Genomic DNA, 15,291 nt, shown 5'->3' on the forward strand with positions numbered 1-15,291 from the left:
TTAACACGCTGCTGGCTAAGCTTGAAAACCAGCAGCGCAGCCAGCCAGTTAATGTTGTTGTCTTTCAGTAAAGCAAAATAAATGCCATAACCTTCGTTATGACGGCATAAAGTTTGCTATATCCACTTAAGTTCGGTATCACCGTCAAGGTTATAACAGCTGCTGTCGGGTTCCTAAAAGGTTTGAATATGAGAAATACACTTCGCGCGCTGCGCCCTGTTGGCTTTTTGTTGTTTAGTTTATCTCTTTACAGCGCCAGCGCGGCTGCCAACTGGTACGAGGCTACCGGCCAGGCACCTATTGAGCGTGGTGATATAAATGCAGCCCGACAGGCCGCAATTGCAGATGCCATACAGCGTGCCAGCTTATTTGCCGGCGCCAAAGTACAAAGCGAGCAACAAGTTATTCAGGGTATCTTGCAACATCATCAGGTAACCCTAAGTAGCGCTGCAGAATTAAAGCAGGTGCAATTATTGTCGGAAACCCACAGCCAGAATCAGGTCAGTATTACCCTTAGAGCACATATTATTGCTGAAGCGAGCCGCTGCAGCTTGCAACACCGCGCACCACTGCAACTCCCGACCATTCAGTTAGCGGCACGGCAGGATGCGATCCATGGGCAATTATTTCAACTGGGTGAACATAGCACCCGCCAACTCGCCCGACATTTGCGTGACTTTGCACCTGCAGCCAGGCTTGAGGTAACAGAGCAATTGATGCTACCGGAACAACTTAACGCGGAAGTCGCCGATGCCTTGTTTGCGGACGGACAGCAATTTATCTTACTTGCCAGCATCAATGATCTATCTCTGGGCCGTAAACTCAGTAAATTCTGGCAAAGCGACAGCTACGAGCGTTTTTTTGCTCTGGAGCTGTGGTTATACGATACCTATCAGCGCGAAATCAGCTTTCAACAAGAATATCGCACCGGCAGTCAATGGCCGCAGCAACAAGCAACTCCGGCTAGCCATAGTATGGCATTCTGGCAAATGCCTTATGGTCAGAAAATCGATCAGGTACTGCGTGCTGCCGCTCTTGATATTCAGCAACAACTGCAATGTCAGCCGCTGTTAACGCAAATTCGTCAGGTTCGCCAACAACAAATTGAAATTGGTCTGGGTAGCAGTCACGGTTTAAAAGTAGGCGACCAGGTGCAATTGATACAAGTACAACGCGACCCGCAAGATAGCCGCATTCGCCGCCTGATCCACAGTCCGGTTAAGCTAACGCTCACTGAGGTAACGCCTGACAGCGCCTGGGCCGCCTCGACTGCGCAGCAATTACTGAATCATATCCAACCGGGAGATATCGTGAGTCTGGCAGGGCAATAGCCCCGCCAGTAGTTCACATAAGGTTTTAACTCTGTTAGACTTTCGGCCGCCTTGCCCCATAGTTAAATGGATATAACGGCCCCCTCCTAAGGGGCAATTACAGGTTCGATTCCTGTTGGGGCAGCCAACAGTTAGTTCTAAGACCTCCGCTAAAGCTCGCCAACGTTCACAAAACCCGCTAATATCAAGGCTTAGGCGCTGGATCCAAGTTCGGTTTAGTTCAGCATGGTTCGGGGTAAATCGGGAGTTTTGATAACACAGGTGATAACACAGCCGATCTGTGTTACCAAGCCGTGTTATCATTTTGTGCAAAATGGCAATAAAAACAACACCTTTAAGTGATACAGAAGTACGCACTGCTAAGCCTAAAGAAAAGCAGTATTCGCTGTATGATGGCGACGGTTTAGAGCTGCGAATTTCACCTGCTGGCAGCAAACGCTGGATGCTGCGCTACAAGCGCCCTCACCTTAATAAGCCTAACGTTATTAAAATCGGCAATTATCCCGAAACCAGTTTGGCAAATGCCAGGAAGATTCGCGCCGAGTACCGCGAACTGCTGGATCGTAATATCGATCCGCAAACTCATGCTGAACAACAAAGCGAAGCTAAGCGCCGGGAGCTATCCACCACTCTGGCTGATGTGGCTGAGAAATGGTTTACCGTTAAGTTTTCCAAGGTTAGTGACCGGCATGCATTTAATATCCGGCGCAGCTTTGAATCACATTTATTCCCTGATCTTGGTAAACGCGCCGTCACAGATTTGACGGCCCCATTGGTGATCGAAACACTAAAGCCTTTGGAAGCTGCCGATAAAGCTGAAACATTATCCCGTGTTTGTCAGCGCCTGAATGAGCTGATGACCTGGTGCGTGAATACCGGCATTTTGCAGCACAACCCGCTGGCCGGTATTAAAGCTGCGTTTATTACTGCCAAACCCGAGAATATGCCAACCCTTAAACCTGAGCAGTTGCCGGAGTTGATGAAGGCGCTTAGCTTTGCCCAAATCCGGATCCAGACGCGCTGCTTAATAGAGTGGCAGCTGCACACTATGGTTCGGCCATCGGAAGCGGCCGGTGCCAGATGGGATGAAATCGACCGGGAGCAAATGCTGTGGTGCATCCCTGCAGAACGGATGAAAAAAAAGCGCGAACATAAAGTACCGCTCACTGAGCAAACCTTAGCGCTACTCGATTATATGCAGCCCATATCTGGCAGAACGCCGTTTATCTTCCCCAGCGAACGCAACCCGGGGCGACCGACTCACTCCGAAACAGCTAACCGTGCATTGCAACGGATGGGTTATAAAGGCATATTGGTATCACACGGTTTGCGCGCACTGGCCAGCACCACATTAAACGAACAGGGTTTTGATCACGATGTGATCGAGGCCGCACTGGCCCACCAGGATAAGAACCAGGTGCGGGCAGCTTATAACCGGGCAACCTATCTCGATCGGCGTAGGGTGTTAATGCAGTGGTGGAGTAGCCATATTGAAGAGGCCGCTACCGGCAAAATGGTTATGGCAGGTAAGCGTGGATTGAAGGTAATTTAATAAAGGATAGAAAAAGTGACTAAGGATCGGGTGATTTGGCTTGGCTGCGCGCTTCTTATTTTAGTAGGGTTTGTTCTTGGAGCAAATCGCGATCTTTTTACCAATATAAAAATCACCGACTGGTTGACATCTATAGGCACTCTCGGAGCTGTGTTTGTTGCTCTCTGGACTGTAAATGAAAATCACAGGCAGGATACTTACAAAATTAAAGCTGGTGTAAGAATCACATTAAAAAAAACTGGCGTACAGTTTGCCGATGAATCACGTTCTTTTTATGATGATAAAAAGACGGTTGTTAAACTCAGAGTATCTAATACTGGAAAAAGACCAATAACTTTAGAGTCATTGCTAGTTAATTATGGCGAAGGAAAATCAGTAAGAATCCCTTTTACAGTAATTGAGGTCGGAAAATCAGACCGGTATCCAATACTTGAACCAGGTGCTTTTTTTACGAAAAACTTTGAGTATTACGATACTGATTTATCAGTTGATGAAGCAGTCAATGCTAAATATCTTGTAGTTGATGCTAATGAGAAAATGCATAAGGCTGAAGTGATAGTAGATCGTAAATAAATTTTTTATGATTACTATCATGGGGTGTCAGGGGTCGTGGGTTCAAATCCCGCCGTACCGACCATTTAAAGGCCTGTTGTAAAACAGGTTTTTTTGTTTTTAAATGCTGCAGACGTCCAGACCGCCCCAAATCCACCCCAATTCCGCTCCAATATACAGTATTCCGGTTTAAGTGCATTCTGCCGCGATAACTGCCTTTTCTGGCAGCGGGTGCAGCAGTGGCGCGATACCCTCTGATCTGCCGTTAAGCCACCAGTCTGCATGCTCGAATGGAATGATCACCGGCATGCGGTGATGGTATTGCTGGCAGTATTTGTTTGGTGTGGTGGTTAGCGTTACCGCGGTAGGTTCTTCGGCGTAGATGCCGGCTGGCCAGTACAGTGCGGCCATAAACATTGGCAGGTGATTACTGGCGGTAAACAGGTATTTATGTTTGCGGCCGGTGTCGTCGGATTTCCATTCGTACCAACCAGAGCAAGGAACAAGCGCGCGGTGAGCTTGAAAAGCTGGTTTCCATAGCCGGCTGGTTGCCATCTTTTCTGCCTGGGCGTTAATAAGCAGTCGATCTGACCATTCAGGTTTAATACCCCAGCGGCAATTAAGCTGGCCGGTGCCGGTAATGGTGGTCAGTTCCTGCGTTGGCCGCAGGTCCTTGTTGGTTTTAATGCTTAGCTGAATCCCCAGCTGTTCGCACAGATCGATAACTTCAGGGCAATCGATAACGTTTAATCTGCCGCACATAAACTGCGCCTCGAATTGATATTTGCTAATTAATCTAGCACCATTTCAACATCCGATTCGCTGTTTGCAATCAATTTAGGCATAAAGGCGAGGCCGATGCCCCGCCCCATAGCTTAACTACGATTTGTTAATACCCAACGCCTGGGTAATTTCTACGAGCAGATCCCAGTACAAACTGAATATTGCCGAGGCATATCCGGGGCTGGTAGTCTCTGTAAACGATTCGTGGGTTGTCAGAACGAACGCCAGGGCCTCTAATTGCCTCAAACGCGCGGTGACAAGATCTTGTTCATCAATACCAATATTTGCTATGCTCATTGAGCCTCCATTATCCCGCTAGTGGTTGCCGCCTGGCAGATGGTCCAGATCTGCCGGGCGATTTATACAGAGCTCGTGCCCTGCCACATAATAAAAACACAGAAAATTCAGAAATAAAACCCAGCAAAAACCCGCCTAAAAACTCGCTAATCGAAATTTCAGATTAAGCGTATCTTATTGATATAACAATAAAATCCATATTGGAAAACTAGCGGCCTTGCTGTGAATCCTATTGCACTATCAATAAAATACATTCTGGATGGTAAGTATTTATAAATTAATGACTTTTTTAATAACCAATTGACGATATGTCTTTGATAAACTGCGGTAATAATCCATTAATGACAGCAAGAACTGATGTCCAAAATGGATAATTTGCGTCCATTTTGGAAACGTGACTTTTAATCTGTTATCAATCAAAAAATTCCATAAAAAATTTTTATAAATTTTTCAATTCATAGCTCAGATGGCGTTCTCCGGCAGGTTTTTTTCGGATATAGCTGAGGTGGGTAATGTTGGTTTTTGTCTGCAGGTAGCGGATCAATTCTTTGATACAGGCTGGCGATACACTGCCAGATAGCCCCTGAATCTGGGCGGTGCTGCCAAAATAGGTGATGGTGTAAGCTGCATGGAAGGTACCGTTTTTCTCTTGCGTCCGGTAAATTTCTGCAACAACTTGAGCGCCCACAGGAGCCCCCTTATTCCTCTGCTAATTTTTTTAAATCATTGGCGAGTGCAAGTAACTGCTCTCGCGTCAATGTAACACCAAACGCACCCGAACCGTCCTCTAGCAGAAATTGCCCCTTATCATCTTTTTCAATTTCGAATATGCGGCCATAGGTTACAGCTTCTAAAATCGTTTCATACTGCTGCTTTCCCTCCCACGTTTCTACTGTAAACATGCGGAGCTCCTTTATTAAACGTCGATCTGATAAAACGGCAGGTCAGCCGCTTGGCCGAGTATACGGCCGTCCTCGATATATGCACGGCTGTCGACGGCTACGCCCTGCCCCAGAACGGTAATAAAACTGCCGGATAATAGTTGTACTGTGCTGGTGCCGTCAGCGTTGTGGCTGGTAACGGTGCCAATGGTTCTGGGCTGGCTGGCGGTTAGGCCGCGCAGGCGCTGATAATTGTTAGTCATAACTGCGGATCACCCCTATTTGCTGGCGAACTGTCATGCTGCCATCGTTACCGCGGCTGGCGGCAATATTGATGCTATCGACCAACCCCTTATAAATATCGGTTTGCCAGGTAACACCCAGCAGCATGCCAGGTAAACAGGGTGGCAGATCCGGCATAATCGGCAGCGTAATGCTGTACTGCTCTTTGCGGCCACAGTCCGCGAGTATTGCGGTGCCGCGCTGGCGGGCGGCTTGTTGGTCGGTAATAATGGCGTCTACTACATCGGGCGCCAGCAAATCACCCGCGCTGCCGGTGCGCCGCACCTTGCACTCTACGCCTTGCTGTTCACCGCGCACAAATACAGCATTAAACAATGGCGTATTCGCCGGGCTGCTGTTGTAACTGATGATCACGTTGTCATGTATGGCAACATCCGGTACCGCCAGCGCCATGGCCCAAGGTACCACTGGCCACTGCGGTTTTACGTGCAGGGTGTTTGTTTCGCCATCCGGATACAGCATACCGCCAATACCCGCTACGATCTGGGCAATAGCTTCAATCGGCGTTTTATTCTGATAGCTAAATACATTGGCTGGCACGTTAAAGGCTGTCATATCAAAATCGACTGTCCAGCCGGATCCGGTCAGTTCATCGCTCATTAGTGCTACTACGTTTTTGGCTGTGGTATTGGTATAACTGCGCGCCGGTACATTGGGTGCTGCTAAGGCAGCAATACTGCTGCGGCCGCTTATACTCCAGCTGCTCTGGCCAAAGCTGTGGCTCATGCTGCCCTCTTCGGCTATGCCGTAAAACTCATAACCGTTGATTAGCAACTTAAACAGTTGCGGGCCACCGGCTAACAGGCGATCACGATCAATACGGCTGCCACAGCTCAGGTTAATTGTCGCGGCCCAGTTACTGCGACTGATTGACCAGGTAGCGCTAACAATGTTGATCTCCTGGTTATCGCTCAGGCGATAGCAGCGTAACTCTGGCTGCATGATATAGCTCCTGCGGCGCGGTGGCCGGATGGGTTTTGTTGTGTCTATGGTTGGTACGTCGGGCGATGGCGGGATTAGGCCGCCGCCGATGTCCAGATCGCAAATTATTGGGTTATTGGCGTTGCTGAAGCGCAGCGTTACGCTGCCAGCGGCTGGCTGGGCCGGATCCGCAAACTGCAGCACAACGCGGCCAACCGGTGGCCGGTAATCTTGGGTACAGATGTAAGTGGCTGGCCTTGGGCCATAGGGCAGCCGGTAGTAGCGGGTAATGTCGCCGCCGTTGCGCCAGAGCAGATCATACCTCTGGCCAGTGATACCTGGGTAACGATAGCCGGTGGTTAGCTGTTGCTGCTGGATAGCAGTTCGGCGCCAAACGGCCTGCCAGTGTTGCTGTTGTACCGGCGCTACCCGCCAGCTTGTGCCTTTAACCTGCTGTTGCAGTGGTAGTTGCTGCCAGCCAGTTTGCAACTGCTGGTTGATTACCGGCAGCACTTGCCATAGCGCACCGAACTGACTTGTAATTACCGGAGGTAAACGCCAGTTGGCCGTGGTTTGCAGCGTAGTTGGCGCCCCGGCGCTATAGCGGATCTGCACTGTGGCGGTAATGTCGTTACCCGAGCGCCACTTGGTATGCGGTTGGTTTTGCTGCAGTGTAGCGCGGCGATAGCGGGTTGCCAGGGCCATAATGGTATTTGGCAAGAGGTCTGGCGGTGGGGGTGGTGGCGGTGGCGGCGGTGCACCCTCAAAATACAGCTGTAACGGGCTAGTTGTGCCGCTATTTTCGCTTTCAAACCGCAACACCACAGCAGACAACGAAGCCCCATACTTTAACTGTATAGGGCTGGTGCTACCGTTATTGACACTACTAAACCGTAGCTGCGTCATGGATTAGTGGTTACCGTTCGGGCGTCTACCAACTGGGCCTGTACTTTATCGTTGCCGACTATGTTGTAGCTGGGTGAGCCGGAGTCGTCAAATATCATAACTAACAGGTTATTGCTGGTTGCGTATTCAATCGGCACCACCAGCTTCGCTGGGTTAGTTGGCGGTACTGGGCCGTTCCAGATTGTGGAAAGACTCATACGGTCGACAACACCGTAACGCTCGGCTGCGGGGTCAAAATCCAACTCTAATAGTGCAGCAGGTAACGGCTCTGCCGGGGTATCCCAAAAGCTAGTTAAAAGGATCATACCAATCACCACTCGCTTGAATTAGTGCAGAGCATGAGCCAGCACTGTTTGGGTTTGGTATGCCGTGATAATTTACACCCGCCTGCAACTTAACAAGTGGTAAAATTTCACCATGTCCGAAATTACTGTAGGTAACGAGTAGTCCGGGTAAAACTCCACGGAGGGCGGGTCTAATTAAACTGTCTCTAATGGGTATACCCAGTCTATCTGTTGGGCTACTTTGATTTGGAAAATTAAAGCTTGCTGTTGAAGCTATTGATACGTTATGGAATATCAAAGGGTGTGCATTTGCTGCAATTATATTTCCGCTTCCAGGGGATTGCATAGCTACTGAGGCGTAACCGTAAGTTTGAAAACTGTTGAAATTGTCTGCATCCCACAACGTTATAGCTGCGCCTGATGAATATGCGGTATTATTAATGTTATTCAGATTTCTAAGGGATTGTGGGTTCGAGTTATCGCCAGCGGAAGTAATTTCGTGAAACATTACAAACTTACCGGCATCTGTAGGAATTACAGAAAATATATCACCAGCATAAAATGACGGTCTGTTCTCTGAATTATTGACCAAACCGTTACCGTTAGCATTGATATTAGAGCCAAAGCTATAAAAATAAAACCCAATACTTGTACCAATTAAAACCCATTTTCCCGTATTTGTGGCCATATCAAACCTGGCTGCAGTCAGCCTACCCTGACCAGTCACAACACCTAATTCGCTTATTGATTTACAAGAGGTGAGCCTAATAACCGTATTATTAACATCCGTATTTGTATTACTATAAAAATACGCACTGCCACCGCTACCACCAGCTGCAACATTATTACGCCAGGCTGCTTTAAAGTTAGTCGGGTCGTAGAATGAGCGGGTCCAACCAAGTGGCACTTTATCACCATAACCCTCTACTAAACACTTGTGCAGAATATTAAAAAATGACGATATCTTGCCGTTGTCTAACTGCGGCGCACCCGGATCATCCCACCGATAAACTGTTACTGGATATGAAGCCATCTAATAAATCTCCTTAATCCGCATTACCGCGGAAATGTAATCTGATTGAATCCTGCTCAATTTGGCTATGGCCGGCGCTGACGGAGCGCAGCAGTACCAGTGGTTTTGCTGCGGCTTCGGTGTTAAACCTTACGCACTCGCCGAAGTTCCAGCCGCCGCCCCAGCCCTCTTTGCGGATAACAAAATAGGGTTGCAGGGTGTTAGGGTTAATTGGGGCGAAGTCGTTAAGCGTGTCGCCGCTGGCGATAAGGCCGAGGCCCTCGCCGATGCAGTTAAAGGCGGTTGGGCTGGTGAATACGATTACCCAGCGCTCGTTAATAGCGCTTTGGTTCTGCACTTCGATGGGGTAGTTCAGCTCATTAAAGTTGCCGGTGGCTGGGCTGCCGGTGATTGTGTCACTCCAAACGTTTTCCCACGCTGTCATATCAAACAGCACATTCGCTGCAGCTTGCAGATTACCCAGCACCTGTACGCTGCTGACTACACTGCCGGCTGGGTAGCTGCCCTCGATGGGTGTGGTTAATACCAGCTGGTTGTCGTTAACCTCTGCCACTAATGCCAGTTCGCCTATGGTGTCGGTTACCTCAAATGGGCCGGTAAAGGCGCTGGCATCCACAATGGTTACTACGCCGGTGGTTTTGTTGTAGCTGTAGTGCGCATCCAGCGGGTGCCAAAGCGAGGCTCCAGTACTGTCGACGATATCGATAAAGGCCCCAGGGCGCTGATTAAGCGTATTGCCTGGGTTTAGATCTGATACATCGCTGTACTGGTTGTGGGTGATGCTGACTACGCCAAATTCGCGGAATATCGGCACAGCGCCACCGTTGGCTATACGCAGCTGGTTAATGCTGTACAGGCTGGCTGGCGGGGTTAGTTGCGTAATCTCGTTAATATCGTAACGGATAGACGATTGCATAACCGGTGCGGTAAATGTCAGGCTGACAACGCCATTAACCAGGGTGCCGCTAACACCGGTACCGGTAATAATACCGCTGGCGTCGGCGCTGGCACTAACCAGGCCACCGGCCTGCAGTTCGGCGGTGATATATAGCGAGTCGGCCTGATACTGGCTGTAGGCTAAAACAAAGTCAGCAGTGCTTACTACGGCATCGGCTGCAGCGGTGTTGGCGAGTATGGCGGTGTAAACCAGATCGCTGTAGTTGTTGTAGTAAGTAATAGCGCCGGTATCAATGTTAATTTCGGCGGCCAGCTCGCGGCCTGAGTTGCCGTTTACAAATAACTGGTTTACCGGTGCGGTGGCTACGGTATAAACACTACGGCGTAATGCTGTTGCGTTGTTTAGTGCTGTACCAACCAGCGTTGCTGGTAGCAATTGCCGATCGGCAGGCCAGGCGGTGGTGCTGCTATATTTTTCGTAGGCGTTGGTACTGTAGTAAAAAACGGATATATCAGAGCCCTCTAACAAGTTGCGGCTGTATGATCCACCAGTTTTGATCAGCGGGATGGTAAAGCTTAGTACGCCACTAACATAATTTGTTATTGGCACAATCATGTTACCCGGCGCACCATTAAAATAAATAAAGTTCACATAAATAGATGTATCAGCCAGCGTGCCCGTAGCATTTAGGATGTCGTCAATCTCAAGTGAATATGAGCTACCAGTTGCCAGATAAGTGGCCTTTTTGCGTGCTAACCCCAGCTCTGAAACAAAGGGCGTATTATTGCTGCGCTCTACGATAGAAGTTAACTGCGGCAGTATCGAGCCAATCGTTTTAGCAACTGGCAACACAGATGCCTGCTCTACTGCAGCGGTTAAGCGGGTAACACCGTGGTAGCTTACATTGTCGTTTAAGTTGGTTCGGCGCAGCCGGGTTACGCGGGTTTGGCCGTTAACTGAAACGCTTGGCCCCGGTGTGTTAAAGGGCATTGGCGGTTCAAATACAATGTTGCCGTTGGTGTTGCTAAGCACCTTGGCGTAATGCGTAAAGCGTGGGTAGTCTACGCTGGCCGTGCCGGTATATTCGACGGCAATAGCAATAATTCTGCCAATGGCCAGATATACGTTGGTTGATTCACCGCTTACGGCATTGTTCAACAGGTCGGTGCTGGGGATAGAGTTTTGCCCGGCCAGCATTCCGCTTAATCCGCTGCGTAGCAGTTGGCCAGCCGTAACACCTGACTCGATAGCCTCGACAATATTGCTGCGCACACTGGCATCGGTTACGCCGGGTGCTTCAATCAGCATTACATCAACTTTTGGATCTTCCGGCGGCTCGTTGATTAGCACATGGGCATCTTGCAGCAGCTGGGTGTTGGCCGTGCTGACGCCTGGGTAAATTTTAACGATGTCGACGGCGCTTTGGGCGTGGTCGATGGCGCTGATATTGCCGAATACCTCATTCAGCTGGCCGTTCGCTACTTCGTTGGCCGTGCGCTGGCCGCCGGCGTTGGCGTTTTGCGTCATGCGCTGGCTTTTAAATATTTTTAAGTCGGTTCTTAGCATGGTGCGACCTTAGGTTACTTATAATTTGATCAGCCGAAGCTGCACGTTAACCATCCAGCTGTTCGCTGTTGGGTACGTTTCGCGGGTTAGGTATTCGGCTTGCAGCGGCTGGTTGCCGTAGTCCCACATGGCGGTGTGGCTGCTGCCATCCGGCAGGGTTACGTTAAAGCTGGTTAAGCCCTGTCGAATATGGGCCAGTAGCGCGTCCACTTTGCTTTTGCGGATCCAGTGGTTGCCGCTGTTTAAAATAATGGGCTCGCCGGCCTGCATTTCGGCCATTTCTACCAGCAAGGCGCCGTTACTGGCGTATTGGGTATTAATGCGGTGCCCGGGCCAGTAGCCATCGATGCGCTGAAAATCATCGTCCAGCACAATGGTGTCGATCAGCATAGTGTCGTTCTCGTTGTGTTATCAGGCAAAAGGCTTATAGCGAGGTACTGCGGGCGCGTTCTATTTGCGCAAGCAGGCGGTCGGCTTCGTTTTGGTTCATTTCGGCGTTATAGCTGCGGCCTTGTAAGTCCAGTACCAGGCGCACGGTACGGCTGGTGCCGGTTGTGCTGCTACTTGGCGTGGCGGCCGGTACAGCCTGTGGCACTGTTTGCCGCACAATAGGCGTAACATTGTTGCTGGCAGCCGCCGTTGTTTGCCGGTTTTGGTCGTTACGCTGCTTTAAATCTTCGGCAGCCTGCTGCTGCTTAATTTTGTAGATTTGCTCGGCCAGTTTTAACGCTTCGCGGGCTGCCTCAACTGCAGCACGATCGCCGCTGGCTTCTGCAGCTTTGAGTTTTTCACGCAGTTCAGCTGTTTGTTGCTCGTAGCGGCGCTTCTCGATAGCCGCTTCGTTGTCATTTAGGCGATCCAGTTCGTCCTGCAAGCTACTAACCGTGCCCTGCAGCTCTTCGCGGAATGACAGTAAGCGGCGCTCGGCATCGGTGATGGCTTGGCGTAGAACGCGCATTTCATTGTCGCCAAGCTCGCGAAAGCCGCGGTCAACTTGTCGAGTAATGTTAGCAAGCTGTGCCATTGTTAAAGCACTATCACCTAACTGCTCAGTCAAGCGGCGCATTAACAAGGTTTCGTTGATAATGGTGCGTTCACGGGTAAAAGCGGCATTACTAGCTTTGGCTAACTCAGTCCACCAGATATTGGTTACCCGGTTGTTTTGCACAATAAAGCTATTTAGCTCATTTACACGCTTACTGAGCTCTTCAGTAGATTTGTCTGCCAGCTTAAACTCTGATTGCAGTGCCTGCTGCGCATTAGCAAGCAAACTGATATAGCGTGTTGCTTTGCCGGTGCTTTCGGCAAGATCTTCTAACCGGCGTTGCTGCTCGGCTAATGACAGGTTTGTGTTACCCGTTTCGGCCTGTACTTCTTTTTCGCCATCACTTAAACCCGCAAGCATCCGCTGAATAATGCCAATAACTTCGGCATAGCGTTCGCGCTGTTGAATATACTCCTGGGCGCTGATGCCGTCTGCTTTGTATAGTTCGTCGAGCGCTTCCATCTGCTCGGTATATTCAGCCAGTTTTGCCTGCAGCTTGGTGTAGGTACCCGCCTCAATTTCTTTTATTTCATTAAGACGTTTGGTTTGCTCGGCGAGTTTGCGCTCAGCTTCAGCTAGATTTTCTGCCGCCGCGGCTTTTTCGTCTGAGCTGGCACTGCTGCTATCCAGAGTTTTGCGGTAATCCTCTATTTGCTTTTTGGTGTTTTCCAGCTCAGACTGGCTGCCTTTTAAAGCACTATTCTGTTTTGCCGCTGCATCTGCCGCTTTTGATCCAGCACCGCTTAGCTTATCCAGGCTTTCGGTTAACCCGAGCGCGGCAGCCTGCGCTTTTAGTGTTTCTGGTACGCCATCGCCAGTAGCCTGGCTGGCTTTAACCGCCGATTCTGCATATTTCAGAAAAGCCGCACGCTGTTGTTCTATTGGTTCATTGCCTGAGCTGATAACCTCATAGGCTTTTTGTGCAGCAGCCGCAGCTTCCTGCAAGCTCTGTGTAGATTGAATGCCCAGCTGCTTATAAGCCTCTTCCATGGCATTAACGCTGTTTTGCAGTTCATAGCCGTGGCCAATTAACTCTTGGGTGTTGCGCGCTATTTCTTCAGTATTACGACGCCAAATGCCGGTTGATTGATCCCGTACAATCTGGCCAGACTCTTCAGCGGCAATTACCTCTTTTAGGTTTTTATAATTACTGCCAAGCTGATCATTAATTTCGCGTAGCTCTTCACGTACCTGTGCATTGGTAATGCTGGCTTCGCCCTGGCTTTTTGATAATTCGCGCTGGGCATCGCGCAGATCTAACCAGGCAGATGCCAGCCTGCCAATTTCGATAACCCCGTAGGCAATACCGGCAAAAATACCGCCTTTTGCCAGCAGGCCACCAATGCCGGTTAGGCTGCCGATCCAGTTGTTGGCTGCACCAATTGCGCCTTTAATAGCGCTTAATAATGGTCCAAAACTGGCGCCTAACTTGGCGTTAGCAGCCTCTACACCCTTTTTAGTGGTAACAAGGGTAGTCAGGTGCTTAATGGCATCCAGTGTGCCGGTGGTCAGGTCACTTAAAAAACGCCCGACTTTTAGCGTGGCCCATACTGCACCCACCGCCATAATGGCACCGCGCCACTCGTAGATCGTGGTAACCAGTGACTTGACTGCTTCGGCTGTTGCAACAATACCGTTGCTGATGTTTTTGGCCAGTTGCTGCAGCTCGCCACTGGCAGCCATTTCGGCCATGGTTTTATTCAGACTATCTAACTGACCTTTTAACCAGTCCAGCGCACCGCTGGTGGCGATCATGTTATAAAACTGGTCTAAGTTATCTTTGGCGTTGGATATTAAGCCGCTTAAGGTGCTCATACCCTTAGCGGCCTGCCCTTCTGCGCTGCGACCTATTTCGTCGATCAGTTGTTTGATTACGTCGCGGCCAAGTTCGCCGGCGCTGCTTAAGCGTTGCAGTTCCTGAGTGTTTTTACCTGTTACGTTTTCCAAAAGCTGCCATACTGGTACACCGCGCTCAATTAGCTGCAGTATTTCCTCGCCCTGCAGTTTTTGTTTTGCCCAAGCTTGGCCAAGTGCCAGCGATATACCTTGCACCCGCTCATAACCACCACCAAGCTTTTCTGACTGGTCGACAATGGCCTGCATTGCGCCATCCATCGGATCGATACCGAAGTTCTTTAAGCGAACAAAGGTTTCGGTTACCTGATCAAGCTGTAAAGGCGTGTCTTTGGCAAATTGCTTAATCCAGGCGCTGGCTTGCTCACCGGCCTGGATCGAGCCCATAACACCGGCCAGTTGAATATCCAGCTTTTCAAACTTATCACCGGTTTGAAAAATGGCAGTAAGGGCGTTACGTAACTGGTTGATACCGACATAAGCTGCAGCAAAAGCGGCTAAGCGGGCTGTTAGTCCGCGTAGGCCCTCGCCAAATTTGCCGGTGCTTTTTTCTGAGGTGTCGAGTTCGCCCCGTAACTGGCGCAACCGATCGCGCTTTTCATTTAGCGCTGTGGATGATTCTTTAACTTCGCGTTGCAGGCGGTCTTGCTCAGATGCCAGCTTGTTGGTGTCTACCCCGTTTTGCTGCAGTTCTGTTTTGGAGCGGGTAAGCTGCAGTTGCAGTTTGTTATATTCGGTTTGCAGCTGGTTAGCTGATCGCGTGGCAAGTTTAAGCGCTTCGCTTTGTTCTTTGGTGGGCCGGTCGGCGGCGTCCATTTCACGGGCTAAGCGGGTTACTTCTTCGCGAGCAGCGGCTAATGCTACTTCGGTATTTTTGGCATACAGTTCTAAGCCCTGAGCGCGGGCAACTGCGGTCTGAGCCTGCTCTAAATTACGCAGTTGATCAGAGGTGTTTTTACTCTCAGCCTGTAATTTTTTCAGTTCTTCACTGGCTGCATTAGCGGTAGGGGTAAATAAGTCCTTACCGCGCAGGATCAGATCAATAAACTTTTGTTTTACGGACATGGAAAACCCTTAATTACAGG

Annotated in this window: 14 protein-coding genes and 1 tRNA gene; 4 read left to right on the forward strand and 11 right to left on the reverse strand. The window is 49.8% G+C overall.

The window, feature by feature from the left end; genetic code table 11:
- Positions 1 to 188: 188 nt before the first annotated feature.
- The 4 genes from AAY72_RS01430 to AAY72_RS01445 all read left to right on the forward strand — a co-directional run bounded on the left by AAY72_RS01430 (position 189) and on the right by AAY72_RS01445 (position 3,456).
- Positions 189 to 1,331, forward strand: coding sequence for a flagellar assembly protein T N-terminal domain-containing protein (locus AAY72_RS01430; protein ID WP_057785298.1), 1,143 nt, complete (start codon positions 189 to 191; stop codon positions 1,329 to 1,331).
- A 52-nt stretch (positions 1,332 to 1,383) separates the two neighbouring features.
- Positions 1,384 to 1,458: transfer RNA gene (locus AAY72_RS01435), tRNA-Arg, on the forward strand.
- A 186-nt stretch (positions 1,459 to 1,644) separates the two neighbouring features.
- On the forward strand, positions 1,645 to 2,883 hold the full coding sequence (locus AAY72_RS01440) for an integrase domain-containing protein (protein ID WP_057785299.1): 1,239 nt from the start codon (positions 1,645 to 1,647) through the stop codon (positions 2,881 to 2,883).
- Between the two features lie 15 nt (positions 2,884 to 2,898).
- A complete protein-coding gene (locus AAY72_RS01445) occupies positions 2,899 to 3,456 on the forward strand; it encodes a hypothetical protein (RefSeq protein WP_057785300.1) in 558 nt (185 codons plus the stop codon).
- 168 nt (positions 3,457 to 3,624) lie between these two features.
- Here AAY72_RS01445 and AAY72_RS01450 read toward each other — a convergent pair whose 3' ends face one another.
- From AAY72_RS01450 to AAY72_RS01500, 11 genes are all read right to left on the reverse strand, one after another.
- Positions 3,625 to 4,197 (reverse strand): SOS response-associated peptidase, encoded by a 573-nt coding sequence (locus tag AAY72_RS01450; protein ID WP_057785301.1) that lies wholly within the window; start codon positions 4,195 to 4,197, stop codon positions 3,625 to 3,627.
- 117 nt (positions 4,198 to 4,314) lie between these two features.
- Positions 4,315 to 4,515, reverse strand: coding sequence for a hypothetical protein (locus AAY72_RS01455; protein ID WP_057785302.1), 201 nt, complete (start codon positions 4,513 to 4,515; stop codon positions 4,315 to 4,317).
- A 439-nt stretch (positions 4,516 to 4,954) separates the two neighbouring features.
- Entirely contained in the window at positions 4,955 to 5,203 is a 249-nt protein-coding gene (locus AAY72_RS01460; RefSeq protein ID WP_057785303.1) for a hypothetical protein, read from the reverse strand.
- A gap of 10 nt (positions 5,204 to 5,213) precedes the next feature.
- The gene (locus AAY72_RS01465) at positions 5,214 to 5,417 is read right to left on the reverse strand and encodes a hypothetical protein (RefSeq protein ID WP_057785304.1); all 204 of its coding nucleotides are present in this window, start codon (positions 5,415 to 5,417) and stop codon (positions 5,214 to 5,216) included.
- A 14-nt stretch (positions 5,418 to 5,431) separates the two neighbouring features.
- The gene (locus AAY72_RS01470) at positions 5,432 to 5,659 is read right to left on the reverse strand and encodes a hypothetical protein (RefSeq protein ID WP_057785305.1); all 228 of its coding nucleotides are present in this window, start codon (positions 5,657 to 5,659) and stop codon (positions 5,432 to 5,434) included.
- Complete coding sequence (locus tag AAY72_RS01475; protein WP_057785306.1) at positions 5,652 to 7,526, reverse strand: hypothetical protein; 1,875 nt, start codon at positions 7,524 to 7,526, stop codon at positions 5,652 to 5,654. The genes AAY72_RS01470 and AAY72_RS01475 overlap by 8 nt, the downstream gene beginning before the upstream one ends.
- On the reverse strand, positions 7,523 to 7,831 hold the full coding sequence (locus AAY72_RS01480) for a hypothetical protein (RefSeq protein ID WP_057785307.1): 309 nt from the start codon (positions 7,829 to 7,831) through the stop codon (positions 7,523 to 7,525). Before AAY72_RS01480 ends, AAY72_RS01475 begins: the two co-directional genes overlap by 4 nt.
- On the reverse strand, positions 7,815 to 8,843 hold the full coding sequence (locus tag AAY72_RS01485) for a hypothetical protein (protein WP_057785308.1): 1,029 nt from the start codon (positions 8,841 to 8,843) through the stop codon (positions 7,815 to 7,817). The genes AAY72_RS01480 and AAY72_RS01485 overlap by 17 nt, the downstream gene beginning before the upstream one ends.
- A gap of 13 nt (positions 8,844 to 8,856) precedes the next feature.
- Complete coding sequence (locus AAY72_RS01490) at positions 8,857 to 11,307, reverse strand: hypothetical protein (protein WP_057785309.1); 2,451 nt, start codon at positions 11,305 to 11,307, stop codon at positions 8,857 to 8,859.
- Positions 11,308 to 11,325: 18 nt separating this feature from the next.
- Entirely contained in the window at positions 11,326 to 11,697 is a 372-nt protein-coding gene (locus AAY72_RS01495; protein WP_057785310.1) for a hypothetical protein, read from the reverse strand.
- A 34-nt stretch (positions 11,698 to 11,731) separates the two neighbouring features.
- Positions 11,732 to 15,271, reverse strand: coding sequence for a tape measure protein (locus AAY72_RS01500; RefSeq protein ID WP_057785311.1), 3,540 nt, complete (start codon positions 15,269 to 15,271; stop codon positions 11,732 to 11,734).
- Between the last annotated feature and the right edge of the window lie 20 nt (positions 15,272 to 15,291).

Origin of the sequence: Alishewanella sp. WH16-1, assembly GCF_001441695.1 — a bacterium.
Lineage (GTDB): Bacteria > Pseudomonadota > Gammaproteobacteria > Enterobacterales > Alteromonadaceae > Alishewanella > Alishewanella agri.

Bases quoted from the DNA above. Each gene is read 5' to 3' on its own strand.
- AAY72_RS01500 (WP_057785311.1), bottom strand. From the start codon at position 15,271: ATGTCCGTAAAACAAAAGTTTATTGATCTGATCCTGCGCGGTAAGGAC.
- AAY72_RS01455 (WP_057785302.1), bottom strand. From the start codon at position 4,515: ATGAGCATAGCAAATATTGGTATTGATGAACAAGATCTTGTCACCGCG.
- AAY72_RS01440 (WP_057785299.1), top strand. From the start codon at position 1,645: ATGGCAATAAAAACAACACCTTTAAGTGATACAGAAGTACGCACTGCT.
- AAY72_RS01495 (WP_057785310.1), bottom strand. From the start codon at position 11,697: ATGCTGATCGACACCATTGTGCTGGACGATGATTTTCAGCGCATCGAT.
- AAY72_RS01485 (WP_057785308.1), bottom strand. From the start codon at position 8,843: ATGGCTTCATATCCAGTAACAGTTTATCGGTGGGATGATCCGGGTGCG.
- AAY72_RS01480 (WP_057785307.1), bottom strand. From the start codon at position 7,831: ATGATCCTTTTAACTAGCTTTTGGGATACCCCGGCAGAGCCGTTACCT.
- AAY72_RS01490 (WP_057785309.1), bottom strand. From the start codon at position 11,307: ATGCTAAGAACCGACTTAAAAATATTTAAAAGCCAGCGCATGACGCAA.
- AAY72_RS01450 (WP_057785301.1), bottom strand. From the start codon at position 4,197: ATGTGCGGCAGATTAAACGTTATCGATTGCCCTGAAGTTATCGATCTG.
- AAY72_RS01470 (WP_057785305.1), bottom strand. From the start codon at position 5,659: ATGACTAACAATTATCAGCGCCTGCGCGGCCTAACCGCCAGCCAGCCC.
- AAY72_RS01475 (WP_057785306.1), bottom strand. From the start codon at position 7,526: ATGACGCAGCTACGGTTTAGTAGTGTCAATAACGGTAGCACCAGCCCT.
- AAY72_RS01430 (WP_057785298.1), top strand. From the start codon at position 189: ATGAGAAATACACTTCGCGCGCTGCGCCCTGTTGGCTTTTTGTTGTTT.
- AAY72_RS01465 (WP_057785304.1), bottom strand. From the start codon at position 5,417: ATGTTTACAGTAGAAACGTGGGAGGGAAAGCAGCAGTATGAAACGATT.